An 18,497-nucleotide genomic window follows, 5' to 3' on the forward strand; every position below is an offset into this window, starting at 1 on the left:
AATTATAAATTTTAAATGAACGGCTTGCTGAGGTGAGTCGTTTTTTTTTAAATGAAGTATTTAAAAATAATAGGTATTTTTTTGGGGAGGGGATACTCTCATTTTTATCTCTATTTGGTTCGTGTTTTGTTCAGTAATTGTTAGGTAAATGTTGCCTAATTACCCCTATTAACCGAAGCGCTTACAAACAAGGTCCGAACAAAACCCTAATACATTTACTAAAATTATGGCAAAAGACGTTACAACCTGTCAAAAATGACTACTAAATTCAATGATATAAAAGTTGACTATTCAATTAAATTTATAGCTAAATTTACCGTAGTAATAGCCATTAAGAATTGATTTATTTACCTTTTACTTTGAAAAGTATTGCGTGATATACTGCCAAATAAAGCATCACACAAACCATTGAAATTTTCGATTCCTATTGATACGCGCCAACAATTTTAATTTTATATACGCCATGAAAAAATTTCAAAACAAGTACCGAATACCCTCTTCCCGATTACAAGGTTATGATTATGGGGCCAACGGAATCTATTTTATTACCATTTGTACAAAAAACAGAAAACATTTTTTTGGCCATATCACAGAGACGCACGATAGTGCGTCTCCATCACCCACAGAGACGCACAATGGTGCGTCTCTGTGTGCAACGGAAATTGGTAAAATCGCACAGAAATATTGGGCCGAAATCGCTGACCATTACCCCTTTGTTACGGTTGATGCGTTTGTGGTTATGCCCGATCACCTCCATGGAATTTTGATATTCAACAATCCCGATAAAAAGGAATGGACACCCAATCAATTTGGTCCACAATCTAAAAATCTTGCAGCTGTAATCCGAGGATTTAAATCTTCAACAAAGCGATATGCAAATCAAAATGGTATCGAATTTGAATGGCAACCTCGATTTCATGAAAGTATCTTACGAGATGAAAAGGCACTGCTAGCCGTGAGGCGCTACATCATCAACAACCCTAAAAAATGGCTAGAGACATCCCGTAAAGACGCGCAATAGCGCGTCTTGCGTGTCTTGCGTGTCTTGCGTGTCTCATGACGCGCATATCACACACATAGAGACGCGCAATAGCGCGTCTCTGTATTATCGGGAATAATTCGGGGCTTCTTTGGTAATGGTCACGTTGTGCGGGTGACTTTCGCCAATACCACTTGCGGTAATACGCACAAATCGCCCAGTTTCTTGCAGGGTTGGAATGTCTTTGGCACCACAATACCCCATTCCGGCGCGCAATCCGCCAATAAATTGCTGCATGCTTTCATTAAGCTCTCCCTTGTATGGCACGCGACCTACTATACCTTCGGGAACTAGTTTTTTTACATCGTCTTCCACGTCTTGGAAATAACGGTCTTTCGAACCTTCTTGCATGGCTTCAACCGAACCCATACCGCGGTAGGATTTGAATTTACGACCTTCAAATATGATTGTTTCCCCAGGAGATTCTTTGGTTCCCGCCAATAACGAGCCTAACATTACACAATCGGCTCCAGCTGCAATGGCTTTCGGAATATCTCCGGTATAACGAACACCACCGTCGGCAATCACGGGAACACCTGTGCCGCGTAAGGCTGCAGCTACTTCTAGCACAGCTGAAAACTGTGGGAATCCCACTCCTGCCACGACACGGGTGGTACAAATAGAACCGGGTCCGATACCCACTTTTACCGCATCGGCGCCATTTTCAACTAAAAATAAGGCAGCCTCAGGCGTAGCAATATTTCCAACTACAACATCCAATTGTGGAAACTTATTTTTAACGTCTTTTAAAATGCTGATAACCCCTTTTGAATGACCGTGGGCAGTATCAATTACAATAGCATCCACGCCTGCATTGACCAAAGCGGTTGCACGATCCAAGGCATCTCCAGTAACCCCAATTGCTGCAGCTACTCGTAACCGACCCAAGGCATCTTTATTGGCATTGGGTTTCTGAATTAATTTGGTAATATCGCGAAAGGTAATCAATCCAATCAGCTTGTTGTGTGCATCGACAACAGGTAACTTTTCAATTTTATTTTCTTGTAAAATACTTTCCGCCTCTAGTAAGGTTGTCCCTTGTGCCGCCGTAACTAAATTATCTGACGTCATTACTTCCAAAATAGATCGGCTATTTACTTTTTCAAAACGCAAATCACGATTGGTCACAATTCCTTTTAACAAGCCTTGTTCATCGACTACAGGAATCCCCCCAATACCAAACTCTTTCATCGCCATTTTGGCATCACCAACCGTAGCAGAAAGTGGCAACGTAACCGGATCAATAATCATCCCACTTTCGGCACGTTTTACTTTACGGACTTTAGCCGCTTGTTGTTCGATGGTCATGTTTTTATGCAAAACACCAATCCCACCTTCCTGTGCCATTGCTATAGCCATCGCACTTTCGGTCACGGTATCCATCGCAGCGGAAACTACGGGAACATTCAGGGTAATATTTCGGGTGAATTTGGATTGAATATTGACTTCGCGAGGGAGCACTTCAGAGTATCCAGGAATGAGCAGAACATCGTCGTAAGTTAATCCCTCACCAACGATTTTGGTAGTGTGTGCCTTCATATTGCAATTTAATTGTTGTTAAATTGCATGCAAATGTAGGGCTTTTAATTGAGGAAAAAATTGATTTTGTGAAATAGTTTGCAGTCGCAGTCACAGTCGCAGTTAGCTTGAATTGAATTCATTTTAGCTAATCAAGAAAATGCAATCAATTAATTCATAAAAATTAATACTTTTTTTTTCATTAACGCCAAATAGAATTAAAATGGATTTTACAGAATTATTTGCTTACAAAAAAGCATACCAACTTGCCATGAAACTGTTTTTAGTTTCAAAAAAATTCCCCAAAGAAGAATCCTATGCACTTACCGATCAAATACGAAGATCTTCAAGAAGTGTGTGCGCTAATCTTGCAGAAGCATATCGAAAACGAAAGTATCCGCTTCATTTTATCAGTAAATTGACAGATTGTGACGCCGAAAATTCTGAGACATTTGTATGGATCACTTTTGCTTTTGAATGCGAATACATTTCTGAAAACCAATATGTAAGTTATAAAAATGAAACTCTTGAAATTGGTAAATTAATTCAGTACATGATGCAGCATCCAGAAAAATTTGGAAGTAAATTAAATTGATAAAATAAATACGTGTTTCTATACTGCGACAGAGACTGCGACTGCGACTGAGACTGCGACTGAGACTGCGACTGAGACTGCGACTGTGACTGCGACTGTGACTGCGACTGTGACTGAGACTGTGACTGAGACTGCGACTGTGACTGAGACTGAGACTGTGACTGCGACTGTGACTGTAAACTAATCCTAATGAAACTCCCCAAACACGCGTGATGCGACATTATAGGCGCTTTCAAAACTCATCGGACGCAATCCGGTGTGGGCTTTGACAGCAGTGAAATAGGAAAGCATTTTCTCCGTAGGCATATTACCTGTAAGGTCGTCTTTGGCCATGGGGCATCCGCCAAAACCTTGAATGGCGCCATCAAAACGACGGCAACCTGCTTTGTAAGCCGCATCTACTTTTTCATACCACTTGTCGGGTGTAGTATGCAAATGCGCTCCAAACTCGACATTGGGATATTTTGGAATGAGATTACTGAACAAATACGCAATTACTTCGGGGGTCGAACTCCCAATGGTATCCGACAAAGACAAAATTGTGACGCCCATTTGCGCCAAGCGCTCCGTCCACTCCCCTACAATCTCTACATTCCAGGGGTCGCCATACGGATTGCCGAAGCCCATCGATAAATAAGCTACTACTTCTTTTTGGGAAGCCTGCGCAATTTCCAGGATTTCTTGCAACGTGACTAAACTTTCTGCAATCGTTTTGTGGGTATTGCGCATTTGAAAATTTTCTGAAATCGAAAAAGGAAATCCGAGGTACTGAATTTCTTGATGCTCCGCTGCATTCAGTGCGCCTTGTGTATTGGCGATTATGGCGAGGAGTTTACTGCGTGTCTGACTTAAATCCAATCGGGCCAAAACCTCAGCCGTATCTTGCATTTGCGGAATGGCTTTAGGAGAGACAAAACTTCCGAAGTCTAGGGTATCAAAGCCTACACGAAGTAGCGCTTGAAGGTAATTGACTTTGACCTCTGTGGGAATAAACGTTTTGATGCCTTGCATCGCGTCTCGTGGACATTCGATAAGTTTTACTGTTTCCATCCGAGGCCAAATATAGTAAAGAAAACGTTTTCGTAAAGGAAATTAACGCATCCGTGCTAACAAGGCTTGATTGATCGCCTTCACCAGAGCTGGTCCTTCGTAAATAAAACCCGTATACAATTGTACCAAACTCGCTCCCGCATCCAATTTATCCAATGCATCTTGTGCCGAATGAATTCCTCCTACCCCAATAATTGGGAAAGTACCGTTGCTTTTTTGATGTAAAAAACGAATAACTTCAGTTGAGCGATGGGTCAAGGGTTTGCCAGAAAGTCCACCCATTTCTGACTTATTGGTCGAATACAAGCCCTCACGAGACAAAGTCGTATTGGTAGCAATCACCCCAGCAATATGTGTATCTTGAACAATTTCGATAATATCCAACAATTGCTCATTGGTCAAATCGGGTGCAATTTTTAATAGAATAGGCTTGGGTAACGGACGCTTTTGATTTTCCGCTTGCAAGGTCGCCAAGAGTTCGGTCAACGGTTTTTTATCTTGAAGTTCCCGTAAATTGGGTGTATTGGGCGAACTCACATTAACCACAAAATAATCCACATAGGGAAATAAGGCCTCGAAACAGATTGTATAATCGGAAACAGCATCTTCATTGGGGGTCACTTTATTTTTGCCAATATTACCCCCGATGAGTACACCTTTATTTTTCTTCAATCGTTCAACGGCTTCTTGCACACCTCCGTTGTTAAACCCCATTCGGTTGATGATGGCTTCGTCATCCCGCAATCGAAACAGTCGTTTTTTGGGATTTCCTTCTTGTCCCACAGGCGTCAATGTTCCAATTTCGATAAAACCAAACCCAAAGTCGGACAACTCATTAAACAGCTTCGCATCTTTATCAAAACCAGCGGCTAACCCAACTGGATTCTTGAATTTTAGTCCAAAGACTTCCCGTTCGAGACGTGGATCATTGACGTCATAAAGCGCTCGGCAAAGTTGGGAAAATCCGGGGAGCGTCGCGAGTATTTTTATCCATCTAAAGGTGAAATGGTGAACGTTTTCAGGATCGAAACGGAAGAGTATCGGACGAATAAGATTGCGGTACATGGTTGTGTTGTTGTGAGGCACAAAGATACAATTCGAATTGAACTTTTCAGGCACCCTTGGAATTTTCCCTATTTTTGTGTTGAAAAATAAATGGGATGAACATCAAACTTTTGGCCGTTGGAAAAACCGACAACAAGCAATTGCAACAATTGATGGAGGACTATCAAAAGCGGTTGTCGTTTTATATCAAATTTGAATTGGAAATATTACCCGATATCAAAAATGCCAAAAACTTATCGGAAGCCCAACAAAAAGAGAAGGAAGGCGAACTGATTTTGTCGAAAATCGGTGCCGGCGAAGAATTAATCCTTCTGGATGAAAACGGAAAATCCCATACGAGTGTGGGATTTTCTGAATTTTTACAAAAAAAGATGAATGCCGGACTCAAAACGCTCGTCTTTGTGATTGGTGGGCCGTATGGTTTTAGTGATACCGTGTACCAAAAAGCCCAAGGTAAAGTTGCCTTATCAGCTATGACGTTTTCCCATCAAATGGTGCGTTTATTTTTTATTGAGCAATTGTACCGCGGCTTTACGATTTTAAAAGGTGAGCCGTATCATCATCAGTAAATCAAAATGAAGGACTTTTGAATTAAAATTGAAAGCGGTACCCAAAATCGGGGAATCGTCCAATTTGATCCACACGATTGACTTGGTTTGTCACCCGATTATAGCGACTGATAAAAATATTGTTGTTATCCGTTACATTTTGCACCTCGAGATAAATCAAATGTGACTGCTTCTTTTTGGTACTGTTAAATTTATATCCAACGCGAAGGTCAAGTCGAAAATAAGCTTCATATTGTAAACTATAGGCTTTATCATCTTGCGTTATTTCATACCCTGCTTGTTGTGAGGCTACCAAATCAACGGGAGTGTAAAATCGCCCTCCCGAAGTGGTCACCTTTCCATCAAATGAAAGTGTATTTTTTTGGTTGGCACCAACTTTAAATTCTTTACCTCCTAACACATTGACTACATAGCGGTTATTAAATGGCGAATTATACCAAAGACCATCACTTCCGCGGTATTTACTCTCAAATAATGAAGTGGTAATTAAAGCATGATACCCTTTACTAAAAAACTTTTCTAAGGTAAATTCAACCCCTGCATTGTAGCCGCGACCTTGACTTACTAAATTGATTTTATCCGTTGAATAACCAAAATCAGCGCCTTCCGTAAGTGAGGAATAACTTGAAGGGGAGCGCTCAACAGCGGCACGATCAATAGCTTGGTAATACAACTCTATTTTTCCTCTCCATTGGGGAGCAAGCTTAACATCGTACCCTAGAACCCAATGTTGACTGCGAACTAAATCCAAATGCCGATTGGGTTGTTGGGGTTGTCCGGGAACTTGTGAATTTTGAAATAAAATAGGAGCCGGTACATTTTGATGATGCATACCATAGCCAAAATTGAGACTATGTCGCGAATTCATAGCAAATGTTAGCGCCGCTCGAGGTTCAACTACGCTTTGTTCATTGATGGAAAAATACTGTCCGTGTATCCCAGCATTAAGGGTGAGCCTATTGGTAAAGCGATATTGGAGTTGCGCGTAGGGTTGTATCACTTGATAATTTCCTTTGGATAAGTAAATACGATTAAAATCGGGATAGCCATCCAAATTGGTATCGGGCTGTCGGTTACGATCATCAAGGCTGTAATCGAGTGAAAAATACTCCCCTAAAATCCCCGCTTTTAATGTTGTCTTTTTATTCACTTTTGAATTGATAAACGTACTTACAGTATACCGTTGGTCTTGGTTATCGTTTAGGGTAAAAGGCAAGTTTAGCGCATTGGGCGTATTGAAATTGTAAATGCGTTCCTCCTCATATCGATTACCACTCGTTGCCCAAGCCAATGTCGTCTTCCAAAAAGTTTGTGGGCCTACATAAATTTTATGCGATACGCCAAGTACTGAAAATTGTGAATCTACATATTGATTAGAATCTTTGGCTGAGAATAGGTCATCATCGGTGGCGTCTTTACCCAAAAAATTTATGTTGGATAGACCTCCTATACCAAATAGAGACCACGAACCTGAAGCGAGCTTGCCAAAGTCCAAATGAAAAGATACATCATTGTAATTGGGAATCGCAGCGCCTGTTCCTGCCCCGCCCAAATAACCCGCAATGCCATAACGTGCCGCGACCAAAAATGAACCGCCTTTTTTTCCCAACGGACCTTCAGCGACAAATTCGGCTCCTGGATAAGCTCCAACTCCTGCCATGAATTCATAACGATCGGCATTTCCTTTGCGAAAATTTAAATCAAAAACACCACTGATCGCATTGCCATATTCGGCTGGAAAAGCAGAGGTAAGGAAATCAGAATTGGCCAGCATATTAGGATTCAATGCCGAAACTGGACTTCCCGTGGTTCCCAAGGTCGCAAAGTGATTGGGACTAGGAACAGGTACCCCTTCAATACGCCATAACATCCCCGCTGGAGAGTTTCCCCTAACGACGATATCGTTTCGACTGTCATTGGCCGCTGAAACGCCTGCAAAATTGGCAACCAATCGGGCTACATCGCTTCTTCCTCCCGCATAACGATTCACTTCTTCAACCGTAAATTGTCGTGCAGAAACAGTTGCCATTTTATTCAATGCCCGCCCTTTGGAAGTTTCATTTTTTACCACAACTTCATTGAGTGTTGTCAACTGTTCGGTTAATGGAATCGTGAGTATTAACTCTTTTCCCGCCGTAATTTCAAGATTGGGTAAAGTTACCGAGGCATACCCTAAAGCCTGAACGCTAAGCATTTGACGACCCAAAGGAACTCCCGTGAGCATAAAACTTCCATTGGCATCGGTCGTTGTTTCAAAACCTTGTACATTTAAAAGTGCGATTTGAGCGGATTCAAGGGGCTTTTCAGATTGCTTGTCAATGACTTTTCCCTTGAGGGTTCCCGTTTGACTCCAACTCCATCCAACACCTAAACAAAAAAGTGTAATTAGAATTTTTTTCATGATTATTTAAATTAAAGAGAGATAAAAGGTTTGGCGCGAAGCGCTTGAATGAATGTAAAAGTGACTCCAATTCCATAGAGAAGCGCGATGATAAGAACATCCCTTTTGGTTTGGACCAAGTAAAAACTCAACAACGGCAGTAGTTGTAAGGCATGGATTCCAAAAAAATGAGCCACCCGTAAATCACCCGCACGGTTGCTCCAATTAAGCACTGGAAGACCGGATTGTCCATCTGATCCTCCCATAGTATGTTGCAACATAGCGACCATAAAGAATCCTTCGAGAGCAAAAATGACGGTTATCGAAATTGCCACAGCGATTGAAAAAGGGAGTATAGAAGCCGAACACTGCGATTGTTGGTAAAATAAAAATGCTACGTACACCGTATGTAACATTAAAACGGTAATTGCCAATGCCATCAAGTTGAATAGAAATTGATCGAGCGGTGAAGCGGTATTAAAATGTGATAACTTCCCTTCTACCGCTTGGTAAACTATGATGGCCAATTCAAGAGAAAAGAATACAACTGCTGAAATACTGTATATCAACCCTTGTGTAGGATGTTCCAAATAGTTTAAAAAGAAGGCCATTGTCCATACAAATAACATAACGGATAGAAAAAATTTAAAAGGTTTTAACCACGCACTTACTCCTAGAATTTGTTCGGGTTGTGTGCGCATCAAATAACCACACACCAAGGTTCCAAGTAAACACACAAAGCCAAAGCAAGCCAGAATCTCTTGCCGATGAATCATTTCAAATATTTCTTTCATTTTAACAATGTTTATTTAATGAACAATGTTCAAATTACAGTAAAAAAATTAGAGTTTATTTAAAAGCAAAACAAACTGCTGGTAGCCTTGCCAAACAATAGTGTCAGCATATTCAAATTTTACTCCTTTTGTCCGTTGACGTATTTCCAAACTACACATCCCATGCACAAGGCTCCAAATCATAAACGACAAAGGTTCCAAATCATGACCTGAAAAATGACCTTTATCTATACACTCTTTGACGGTTTGACGTAAAGCATCAAAGGTGCCTTCCCCTTCCTCCCATTGCTCATCTTCGCAATCATCTAAGTATTCAATTGGAGCTTTTACCGTAAACATCAAATCGTACATTTCAGGATTTTCTAACGCAAATTTCATATACAGTACACCCATTTTTTGTAAACGTTCCATCGGATCTGGCAAAGTACTAAGGGTCCCAAAATATCCGCCCAATTGTTGAAAACCCGAGGAATGAATAGCATGCAAAATAGCCTTTTTGTCTTTAAAATAAACATAAACGGTTCCAACGCTGTAATCTATTGAATCAGCTATGTTACGGATAGTAGTATGTTCTATACCTTTTTCCAAAAACAAACGCTTGGCCCCTTGAAGAATAAGATTCCTGAGGTTTTCTTTCTCGCGTGCTTTACGTTCTGAAATAGTCATAACACAAAGATATATTTATTTTTTGAACAGCGTTCATTTTTTGAAAAAAAAGTTTAACCTCAAATTTTAGGTCCTAATCTTTGAAAATAATCCTCTGAAAACCAATGTACTGCCAAGGCAGGGATTTTCCACTGCTCTACGGCAATGCGAAACTTCAAATAAGCGCCATAGGTCATATCCCCATCAAATTGAAACTGCGCTTTAATTGGCTTATCCGAAGGAAGCTGCGCTATGAAAGTTGGAACATCTTCCACTGCTACCGATTGCTCAAGGATGCGAACTTTGCCCGCTTTAGAGACATTTACTACTAGACCATCTGGACATTTCCCCGTTGTAAATTTTATCCGTTGTACATTTAAAAAAGCCAACCGACGTGCTTTGATATCTGAATAGGAAAAGTAATTTTGGGCCACTTCACTCTTGTGCGGACTCGCCTCTTTCTTTTGTAAAACCAAATTAACTTCGGGAATCACCAAGCGCATGGGCAACCGCTTATCGATGTTGAAAATGTAATTCGTGGAGGTAATCGTATTCTTTCGGTTTAAATCGGCCACCGTATCCTTGCCTTTTTGAGCAAAAAAAAGATACACCGGCGACCAATTATCGACTTTTTCAACCACCATAACATCCGCTTCAGGCAAAAGAACTTCCTTATTGGCGCAAGCGGTTAAAAGGACTAAAAGTCCCAATAGGAGAAAACTTTTTTTCATTGAAATTGTTGTAAAAGTTGAATGCATTCCACCGCCTCCTTTACATCATGAACCCGAAGTATGTGCGCTCCTTTTTGCAAGGCAACGGTATGCAACACGGTGGTGCCGTTGAGTGCTTCTTGCGGGGTGGATTGTAGGATTTTATAAATCATAGATTTTCGGGAAACGCCTACGAGTAAAGGAACTTTATGAAAATGAAACAATTCCAACCGTTGCAATACCTCATAATTCTGTTCCAATGTTTTGGCAAAACCAAATCCGGGATCGATGAGCACATCATTTATCTGTAACACCCTTGCGGCAGCGATGCGCTCCGAAAAATAGTATTGCATATCCGTAACGATATTCTCGTAATCGGTTAGTGTGGTCATGGTTTGCGGCGTACCACGCATGTGCATCATAATGTAAGGCACTTGCAATCGCGCTACGGTGGGGAGCATTTGAGCATCCAACAGTCCGGCGGAAATATCGTTGATCATACACGCACCCGCATGAACAGCAGCTTCGGCCACACGGCTGCGAAAGGTATCGATAGAAATGAGAATCTCGGGAAAATGGTGTACCAAACTTTCAATAATGGGAACCACCCGTTGGCGTTCCTCTTCCTCAGCAACAGGCGAAGCATTGGGGCGACTCGAATAGCCGCCAATATCGATTAACGTAGCGCCATCTTCGAGCATTTGTTGCACTTGTGCGATCACTTGTTCCCGATGTTGCCACTTTCCTCCATCGTAAAACGAATCGGGGGTAAGATTGAGAATTCCCATTACTTTGGGCGTTGATAAATCCAGTAATTGGCCTCGGCATTGTAGCATCATAGGGTGTAAAATAGGAAAACGATTTCGGTGAAAAACAATGGCTAACTTGGGTTGTTTTGGTCGAATTCGTTACATTTGAAAAAATTTCAAACAAAGATACGAGTTAATGCGAAATACAGCTCAAGAATACGATAAGGTCATCGGCATCTGCCGTGATTTGTTTGTCAAAAAAATGACCGATTACGGCAGTGCCTGGCGTATTTTACGGTTGCCTTCCCTCACCGATCAAATCTTTATCAAAGCGCAACGCATTCGAAGTTTACAAGAAAATGAAGTGCGTAAAGTCGATGAAGATGAAACAGGAGAATTTATTGGTATCATCAACTACTGTTTGATGGCTTTGATTCAGTTGGAACTTGGTGTCGTGGATCAACCCGACATGGATACGGCCACCGCGGCGCGTTATTACGACGAAAAAGTGGCCCTCACCAAAGCCTTGATGGAAGCCAAAAACCATGACTATGGGGAAGCGTGGCGGGACATGCGCGTGAGCAGTTTAACGGATTTAATTTTACAAAAGTTATTGCGCGTCAAGCAAATCGAAGACAATCAAGGGAAAACATTGGTTTCGGAGGGCATTGATGCCAACTACCAAGACATGATTAATTATTCGGTTTTTGCCTTGATATTAATGGGCTTTGGGCAATAACAAATCGTTAACATCCCCTATACGTTTGGGGTATTACCTTTGTCAAAAAAGTAATTTGTATGAAAAATAACTCTACCCCAATCGCGTGGGGCTTGCGCATTGTTGTGGCCGTATTGTTTATCGTTTCGGCCATTGCCAAATTATATCCTTCCCCCTATTTTGCGATTTCAACTTTTGAAGTGAAGCAATTATACCCGATGGGATTTTCACCAGAAGTTGCGGTATTCTTTTCACGTACGTTAATCGGAATTGAAATGGCGTTGGGCCTTTTGTTGTTGCAAAACCATTGGTTGAAACGCTTTATTATTCCTGCCACGATTGCCCTCCTAGTGGTTTTCATTGGCCATTTGAGTTATGAAACCTTTATCAGTGGAAATTCGGGAAATTGTGGTTGCTTTGGCGAATTGATTCCAATGACCCCTGTGGAAGCGATTATCAAAAATGTAATTGCAGTGGGACTGCTTGGGTACCTCAACCGATTACTCCCGAAAGGGTCGGATGCGCCTAACTTTTGGGTGTTGACTACAGTCCTTTTTGCCTCCATTCTCGGTATTTTTATGATGGCTCCGATTCAACCGCCCGCTCCTGAATTTACAGTGAGTCAGCCCACCGTAGTCCCGCAAGACACGACCCCAGTGGCCATCGAAACTCCAGATACTATTGCTGCCCCCGTAGCGAAGACAAAAGTCGATACATTGGCAACTGCCAAAGTAGTTCAAGCCCCCAAAGAGCCTAAAAAAGTGAGCTCAGGCTATGCCAATTTGTTTCCTACTATTGATCAAGGGAAAAAGATACTCTGCTACTTCGTGCCGGGCTGCGACCATTGTCGGGAGGCTGCCAAAGAACTAACCCAAATGCGAAAAACGAATCCTTCTATGCCTCCTATATCCATTATCTTTATGAATGAGGAAGCCGACTTGATTCCGAAGTTTTTTGAAGAAACGGGCGCTACCTATCCGTATCAAATCATCGAGATTATTCCGTTTTGGAATCAATTGGGCCGTGGAAAAGACACGCCTGGGGTAAAATACCTTTGGAATGGTAATGAAGTGAAATACTGGTGGGGCATTGACAGCAATCAATTTAAACCCGCCGAATTGCAAACGGTGTTGAAAAAAAGCTATGAAGAATTAAAAAAATCCAATCCTAAATTATAACGTATGAAAAAAATAATCCCTTTCGCTGTGATTTTACTTTCCCTCGTATCCTGTGCGCAAAGCACCCCTCCCAAGCAATTTTCGGAGGCTACAAAACAAGAAAAAGTAACCGATTTACAAGGCCAAGAATTATCGTTTGGTGACTTACTCAAACGCCACCGTGGGAAAATTACGGTTATCGAAATCTGGGCGTCTTGGTGCGGCGACTGTGTCAAAGCCATGCCTAAAGTCAAAGAAATGCAAGCGGCACATCCCGATGTTGATTATGTATTTATCTCCATGGATAAAGGGCTTGACAAATGGAAAGCGGGGATTGAAAAGCACCAACTCACGGGTGATCAATACTGGGTGAACGATGAAAAAGGCATGAAAGGAAGTTTTGGAAAATCGATTGATTTGGACTGGATTCCACGCTACATCGTCTTGGATGCTGAAGGAAATATTGTAACCTATCGGGCGATTGAAACCGACTTTGAACAACTTAATGCTACTTTAAAAACGTTGAAATAATGAGAAGAAAAATTGTTGCCGGCAACTGGAAAATGCATAAAAATGCTGAAGAAACAGAAGATTTCCTAAACGAATTAATTGCCGCGCTTCCCGACGATATTGAGGCCGAAGTGATTGTTGCGCCTCCCTTTGTGAATTTAGCTTCGGCGGCCGATCATGTTGAATTTACTCCGATTACGGTAGCCGCACAAAATATGCATCAAGCAGAAAGCGGTGCCTATACCGGCGAAATTTCGGCTGCCATGTTAAAAAGCATTGGGGTAAATACGGTGATTTTAGGTCATTCGGAGCGTCGTGCGTACTTCAACGAAACGGATGCCGCCTTGGCGAATAAAGTAGATACGGCTTTGAAACACGATATGACCGTTATTTTTTGTTTTGGAGAAGAATTGAAAGACCGTCAAAACGGACAACATTTTAACGTCGTTGAAAATCAGTTACGCGATGGGCTGTTCCATATTGACGATAAGAACTGGGCGCAAATTGTCTTGGCTTACGAACCCGTTTGGGCGATTGGCACAGGAGAAACGGCGACCCCAGATCAAGCTCAAGAAATGCATGAATTCATTCGCAACACTCTACGATCACGCTACCCTCAGGTGGCGGAAGATGTTTCGATTTTGTATGGCGGTAGTGTAAAACCCGACAATGCGCGTGAAATATTCTCCAAACCCGATGTCGATGGTGGTTTGATTGGTGGCGCGGCTTTGAAAGTGGCCGATTTTGTGGCGATTGCGGAAGCGATTTAGCCCCCTAACCCCAAAAGGGGGAAAGAGATGCTGAGACGCTAAGACGCTGAGCTGCTGAGCCGCTGAGCTCCTGAGCAATCGTCAACGACAAATCTCCCCTAGACTCCTACATTAAGCACCACGCAACGGCTATGCGAACTATGTTACTATGTGGTTTAAAAAAACATAACGCATCTTTCAAGTTTACTACACAGTAAAATAAGGTAGTAATTAAATTTAACCACATAGGGACATAGGTGTATATAGGTGTTGAGCCGCTGAGCTCCTGAGACGCTGAGCTCCTGAGCAATCGTTGCGTGAAGATAGGGATGAGATTTCTCCTAACGTCGAAAGGACATCAGGACGTTGTATTTTTTTAGCTAGCTAAAAACTTTACCCATAAGTTGTGCTTCCAAAGAAGGAGAAATCCCATAAGGTTGGGGGCGGATTTGCTAAAAAAGTATAGCTTGTTTCTTGAAACTTTAGACTCCAAACGGGGGGATTCCTTTTTTATCCTTTTCGCTGGTTTTCGCTGGTTTTCGACTATGATATTGGGTTTTCGATTTCATGGCTTTTTCATGGACTATCTAGGGAGTATCTATGGAGTATGTATGGAGTATCTAGGGCGTATCCCTACCCCACCCCATAATTTGGGACAAAACTAGCGTTTGCGTTCAGTATTTGGTATACATGAAAGCTACCGCAACACTGTTTTTTTTTTTTACGCTTTTGATGACCGAAGCAACCCCTTACGTTGCCTTTTTTGGAAAGCGCTGTACCTCCCCAAAAAGAACTCCTTTTTTACGCCCCTTAACGGAAAACCGTACCCTCCCCACTTTTCTTTGCTGTAATTTTATGGCTTGGTGGAAAAAAACCGACTAGCCGCCGGAAAAATACCTGTTTTTGCGGGGAAAAATCCTGCGGAAAATTGGGAGAGAATGTTTAATTTGCGGGGGGATAATTTGATTAGGTGTGTAAAGCTGTCAGGCGTCAGCTTTGAAAAAAAACTATAAAAAATAATTATGAGAAAATTTTTATTCTTTTTTACGACTTTTAGTCTACTATCTATACCGCTACTTGGACAAGAAAATAAATCTGTTAAAGATACAATTACTTCAAGTATTGATAATCGAGAACATTTTACATTTTTAGATATTCCTATAAATGGACCAATAAAACAATTCGTTAAAAAACTAGAAAATAAAAACTTCAAACTTGAGGATATAACAGATGTTGACGCTGTCCTTACCGGTAGATTTACTGGCGAAAAAGTTCAACTCTTAGTTCAAGGTAAAAAAGAAACTGTAGTAAGTGTAATTGTAATTTTACCCGAAAGAGAATCCTTATTTGATGCAACATCACGGTACACCTATATAAAATCCAAACTGATTCAGAAATACGGTGAACCTGAAATAATTGAAGAAAAATTTGAAGAGTTTAATAATAAAACTTATGAAGATGAAATAAAAGCACTTAAAGATGGATTATATATTTTTGAGAGTCATTTTTTGACCAAAAATGGCAATGGTATGATTAGGTTAAAAATAGAATCGGATTTGAGTATATTGATTGATTATGTTGATACAAAAAATTATAAATTGTTGAGTAAAGATGCATTTGAAGAATACTAAATTGATTAAAAATAATAAGCCGAATGCCTCACAGCAGTATAGTAAAATGGTGGGTTAAGGGCTAAATTGAAAGTAAGCAATTATAAATCAGTCGATTAGTAAATACCCAAAACGTTAAGCACAATCATTCCAAGAACATTACCTATAAACTGATTTTAAATATGGATAACTTAAAGAAAAACACACTTAAAATTTGGAAAGATCCTGTCTGGTCTAAAGTTATCTCGCAAGGAATTATTATGATTATAGGGCTTGCTTTTGTTTGGGGACAGAGTATTTATAAGAAGATAAGCATTTATGACAGTATAATTCAGACGTATAATTATCCTATCAAGTTTGGTTGGATTCTTATTGTTATCATACTTATATCTTGATTAGAAAAATTCAAAGAGCATTTTCTAAAAATGAAAATTTTTTCCAATTATCTTCACAGCAAAAACTTAGAGAATTCAATCGTAGCGAAGATACTAAAAATGGTTACTTATTTAAATGGACAGTTTGGTTTGATCATGATAGGCCCCGAGCAACAGATATTGAATGCTATTGTACCAAACATCCTATACCGTTAAAATTAGACTTTGATGGATGTACTGATTCTAGATGTGAAAACGCTGGAAAATCTATTAACTTTGATAGATTAGAGTTAAATATTGAATCAAATTTAGAACATAAATATGATATAATTAAAGGCATCAAATAAATATGAATGTGCATAACTGCCGCCACAAGATCATCGATGGTTTTTCTTAGCCAGTGGCTTTGTTATCACGTACAAATTATACCTTAGAAGAGCTTACTCTGCTCGCTTTTCCTCAACTGTCGGCTAAGCAGAATGTTATGGGCACCTCAAAAAAGCTAAGATAGTGAACAAATTAACGAATAGACTAAGACAGAAAATTGACACCGCATAAATGGCACATTTGGTTTCGCCCAACAAACAAGACAACCCTTGACAAAACCAAAAGAGCAAAATTTTTCAACACTCGACTTAGGATGTGTAAAACTTTTTGTGGACTTTTTATGTCCACTTCAAAAGAATTCTTATTTTTGGACAAAATATGTCCTGTATGGTAACCGTGAAAAAATATACAACATTTGGAGAACAACTCAGACAACTGCGAGAAACAGCTGGTATGACTTTGAGAGAAGTTGCTGCAAAAATTGAAATTGACCCTTCTCTACTTGCAAAAATTGAACGTAACCAAAGGCAACCGACAAAACACTTAATCAAAAATATCGCTGACTTTTTTGAAGTTAACGAAAAGGAATTGCTCGAAGAATTTTTGAGTGACCAGATTGCTTACAAAATTTTGGACGAAGAAGCTGACTTGAATATTCTAAAAGTCGCAGAAGAAAAAGTAGCATACATCAAAACATTACGAAATGAGTAAAACAATAAATATCAAACCATTCAAACAAGAACTGCCAAGTGACTTTGCAGACAGGCTAGGTATTTATTACACTCAACAAGTATCAACAACGCACAAGAAAGTCAACGGACAATTTTTTACTCCTACTCCAATTGCCCTACTTCTAGCTTCATTTTGCGACCTATCAAAAACAAAAATTAGAATCTTAGACCCAGGTTGTGGAACAGCAATTTTATCTTGTACTTTGGTTGAGCATTTAGTAAAATCACAGAACAGGATTGAACAAATTGACTTAGTGGCTTATGAGACCGATTTTGAATTAATTCCATATTCACAAAAAGCACTTGAATACCTTAAAGAGTGGCTTCTAAATAAGGGAATACAATTCAACTACATTCTACACTACTCTGATTTTGTTTTGGAAAATGCTTCTGTTCTTAAAGAAAATAGATTGCCAAGTTTGTTTGAAGAAACAAAGAGTGTAGATAAAAATTTTGATATCATCATTTCAAACCCACCCTATTTTAAGCTTTCTAAAGACGATAAAAGAGCAATTGCTTCACAAGAGTTAGTAAGTGGACAACCCAATATCTATACTTTTTTTATGGGAATTGCCTCTAAACTACTTTCTGAAAATGGCGAACTAATTTTTATCACACCGAGAAGTTTTGCTTCTGGCAACTATTTCAAAGCGTTTAGAGAATTATTTTTCAATACCGTTCAGATTGAAAAGATACACTTATTCAATTCTCGAAAAGACACGTTCAATCGTGACAGTGTTCTACAAGAAACAGTTGTAATTAAAGCAATCAGAGAAGGTATAGACTCAAAAAAGAAAGTGCTTGTTTCTTCAAGTAATGGAATTAAAGACATTTTTGAGCCATCAATAAAATATTTCAATTCTTCGGAACTCATTGACCTTAACTCAAAGGAGAAAATTTTGCATTTACCGACAAGCGACAAAGAAGAAAGCATTTTGAGTTTAGTTTCCTCTTGGGAGAATGTTTTGACTGATTTCAATATAAAAATTTCAACGGGTCCCGTTGTTTCGTTCCGTGCGTTAGATTATATCCAAAATATTTACGAAAACGGAACAGTATTTTTAGCTCCTTTGTTTTGGCTTCACAACGTGAACAAAATGATTTTGGAATGGCCAAAACAACTCAAAGAAAAAGGGCAATTCATAAGAATAGAAAACGGTTCAAAATCTTTATTGATTCCCAACAAGAACTATATTCTTTTAAGGCG

At 40.1% G+C, this 18,497-nt stretch carries 19 protein-coding genes; 11 read left to right on the plus strand and 8 right to left on the minus strand.

Features of this window, described 5'->3' with window-relative positions:
* Positions 1-463 precede the first annotated feature (463 nt).
* Complete coding sequence (locus tag ABWO12_RS02955; protein ID WP_353087075.1) at positions 464-1,021, plus strand: transposase; 558 nt, start codon at positions 464-466, stop codon at positions 1,019-1,021.
* A gap of 84 nt (positions 1,022-1,105) precedes the next feature.
* Here the strand turns inward: ABWO12_RS02955 and guaB are convergent, their stop codons facing one another.
* Positions 1,106-2,578, minus strand: coding sequence for an IMP dehydrogenase (gene guaB, locus ABWO12_RS02960; protein WP_353087077.1), 1,473 nt, complete (start codon positions 2,576-2,578; stop codon positions 1,106-1,108).
* A gap of 202 nt (positions 2,579-2,780) precedes the next feature.
* Between guaB and ABWO12_RS02965 the strand changes: the two genes are divergently transcribed.
* On the plus strand, positions 2,781-3,152 hold the full coding sequence (locus ABWO12_RS02965) for a four helix bundle protein (RefSeq protein ID WP_353087079.1): 372 nt from the start codon (positions 2,781-2,783) through the stop codon (positions 3,150-3,152).
* A gap of 186 nt (positions 3,153-3,338) precedes the next feature.
* Here the strand turns inward: ABWO12_RS02965 and ABWO12_RS02970 are convergent, their stop codons facing one another.
* Positions 3,339-4,202: a hydroxymethylglutaryl-CoA lyase gene (locus ABWO12_RS02970; protein WP_353087081.1), complete on the minus strand. Its 864-nt coding sequence runs from the start codon at positions 4,200-4,202 to the stop codon at positions 3,339-3,341.
* 42 nt (positions 4,203-4,244) lie between these two features.
* Positions 4,245-5,267: a quinone-dependent dihydroorotate dehydrogenase gene (locus ABWO12_RS02975; RefSeq protein WP_353087083.1), complete on the minus strand. Its 1,023-nt coding sequence runs from the start codon at positions 5,265-5,267 to the stop codon at positions 4,245-4,247.
* A gap of 95 nt (positions 5,268-5,362) precedes the next feature.
* Between ABWO12_RS02975 and rlmH the strand changes: the two genes are divergently transcribed.
* Complete coding sequence (gene rlmH / locus ABWO12_RS02980) at positions 5,363-5,836, plus strand: 23S rRNA (pseudouridine(1915)-N(3))-methyltransferase RlmH (RefSeq protein WP_353087085.1); 474 nt, start codon at positions 5,363-5,365, stop codon at positions 5,834-5,836.
* A gap of 22 nt (positions 5,837-5,858) precedes the next feature.
* On the opposite strand, the gene ABWO12_RS02985 is transcribed toward rlmH, so the two are convergent.
* Genes ABWO12_RS02985 through folP form a run of 5 tightly spaced genes read right to left on the minus strand, consistent with a single transcriptional unit; the run spans position 5,859 to position 11,204 of the window.
* Complete coding sequence (locus ABWO12_RS02985; protein WP_353087087.1) at positions 5,859-8,237, minus strand: TonB-dependent receptor; 2,379 nt, start codon at positions 8,235-8,237, stop codon at positions 5,859-5,861.
* A gap of 11 nt (positions 8,238-8,248) precedes the next feature.
* A complete protein-coding gene (locus ABWO12_RS02990; protein ID WP_353087089.1) occupies positions 8,249-9,010 on the minus strand; it encodes a hypothetical protein in 762 nt (253 codons plus the stop codon).
* A 48-nt stretch (positions 9,011-9,058) separates the two neighbouring features.
* On the minus strand, positions 9,059-9,676 hold the full coding sequence (locus ABWO12_RS02995) for a TetR/AcrR family transcriptional regulator (protein WP_353087091.1): 618 nt from the start codon (positions 9,674-9,676) through the stop codon (positions 9,059-9,061).
* 59 nt (positions 9,677-9,735) lie between these two features.
* Complete coding sequence (locus tag ABWO12_RS03000; protein WP_353087092.1) at positions 9,736-10,386, minus strand: lipoprotein; 651 nt, start codon at positions 10,384-10,386, stop codon at positions 9,736-9,738.
* Positions 10,383-11,204 carry a dihydropteroate synthase gene (gene folP, locus ABWO12_RS03005; protein WP_353087094.1) on the minus strand — a complete coding sequence of 274 codons (822 nt, stop codon included), beginning with the start codon at positions 11,202-11,204 and terminating at the stop codon, positions 10,383-10,385. Before folP ends, ABWO12_RS03000 begins: the two co-directional genes overlap by 4 nt.
* 106 nt (positions 11,205-11,310) lie before the next feature.
* Between folP and ABWO12_RS03010 the strand changes: the two genes are divergently transcribed.
* The 8 genes from ABWO12_RS03010 to ABWO12_RS03045 all read left to right on the plus strand — a co-directional run.
* Positions 11,311-11,853, plus strand: coding sequence for a DUF1599 domain-containing protein (locus ABWO12_RS03010; protein WP_073362823.1), 543 nt, complete (start codon positions 11,311-11,313; stop codon positions 11,851-11,853).
* Between the two features lie 59 nt (positions 11,854-11,912).
* Positions 11,913-13,010: a MauE/DoxX family redox-associated membrane protein gene (locus tag ABWO12_RS03015; protein ID WP_353087096.1), complete on the plus strand. Its 1,098-nt coding sequence runs from the start codon at positions 11,913-11,915 to the stop codon at positions 13,008-13,010.
* 3 nt (positions 13,011-13,013) lie between these two features.
* Entirely contained in the window at positions 13,014-13,520 is a 507-nt protein-coding gene (locus ABWO12_RS03020; protein ID WP_073362821.1) for a TlpA family protein disulfide reductase, read from the plus strand.
* Complete coding sequence (gene tpiA, locus ABWO12_RS03025) at positions 13,520-14,269, plus strand: triose-phosphate isomerase (RefSeq protein WP_353087099.1); 750 nt, start codon at positions 13,520-13,522, stop codon at positions 14,267-14,269. The genes ABWO12_RS03020 and tpiA overlap by 1 nt, the downstream gene beginning before the upstream one ends.
* 1,001 nt (positions 14,270-15,270) lie before the next feature.
* A complete protein-coding gene (locus ABWO12_RS03030; protein ID WP_353087101.1) occupies positions 15,271-15,879 on the plus strand; it encodes a hypothetical protein in 609 nt (202 codons plus the stop codon).
* Between the two features lie 370 nt (positions 15,880-16,249).
* Positions 16,250-16,579 (plus strand): hypothetical protein, encoded by a 330-nt coding sequence (locus ABWO12_RS03035; RefSeq protein ID WP_353087103.1) that lies wholly within the window; start codon positions 16,250-16,252, stop codon positions 16,577-16,579.
* A 367-nt stretch (positions 16,580-16,946) separates the two neighbouring features.
* Positions 16,947-17,270 carry a helix-turn-helix domain-containing protein gene (locus ABWO12_RS03040; protein WP_353087105.1) on the plus strand — a complete coding sequence of 108 codons (324 nt, stop codon included), beginning with the start codon at positions 16,947-16,949 and terminating at the stop codon, positions 17,268-17,270.
* Positions 17,263-18,497 (plus strand): Eco57I restriction-modification methylase domain-containing protein (locus ABWO12_RS03045; protein WP_353087107.1); only part of this gene is annotated, 1,235 nt, incomplete at its 3' end. The genes ABWO12_RS03040 and ABWO12_RS03045, both read left to right, overlap by 8 nt.

This window comes from Flavobacterium sp. (genome assembly GCF_040379285.1).
Classification (GTDB): domain Bacteria; phylum Bacteroidota; class Bacteroidia; order Flavobacteriales; family Flavobacteriaceae; genus Flavobacterium.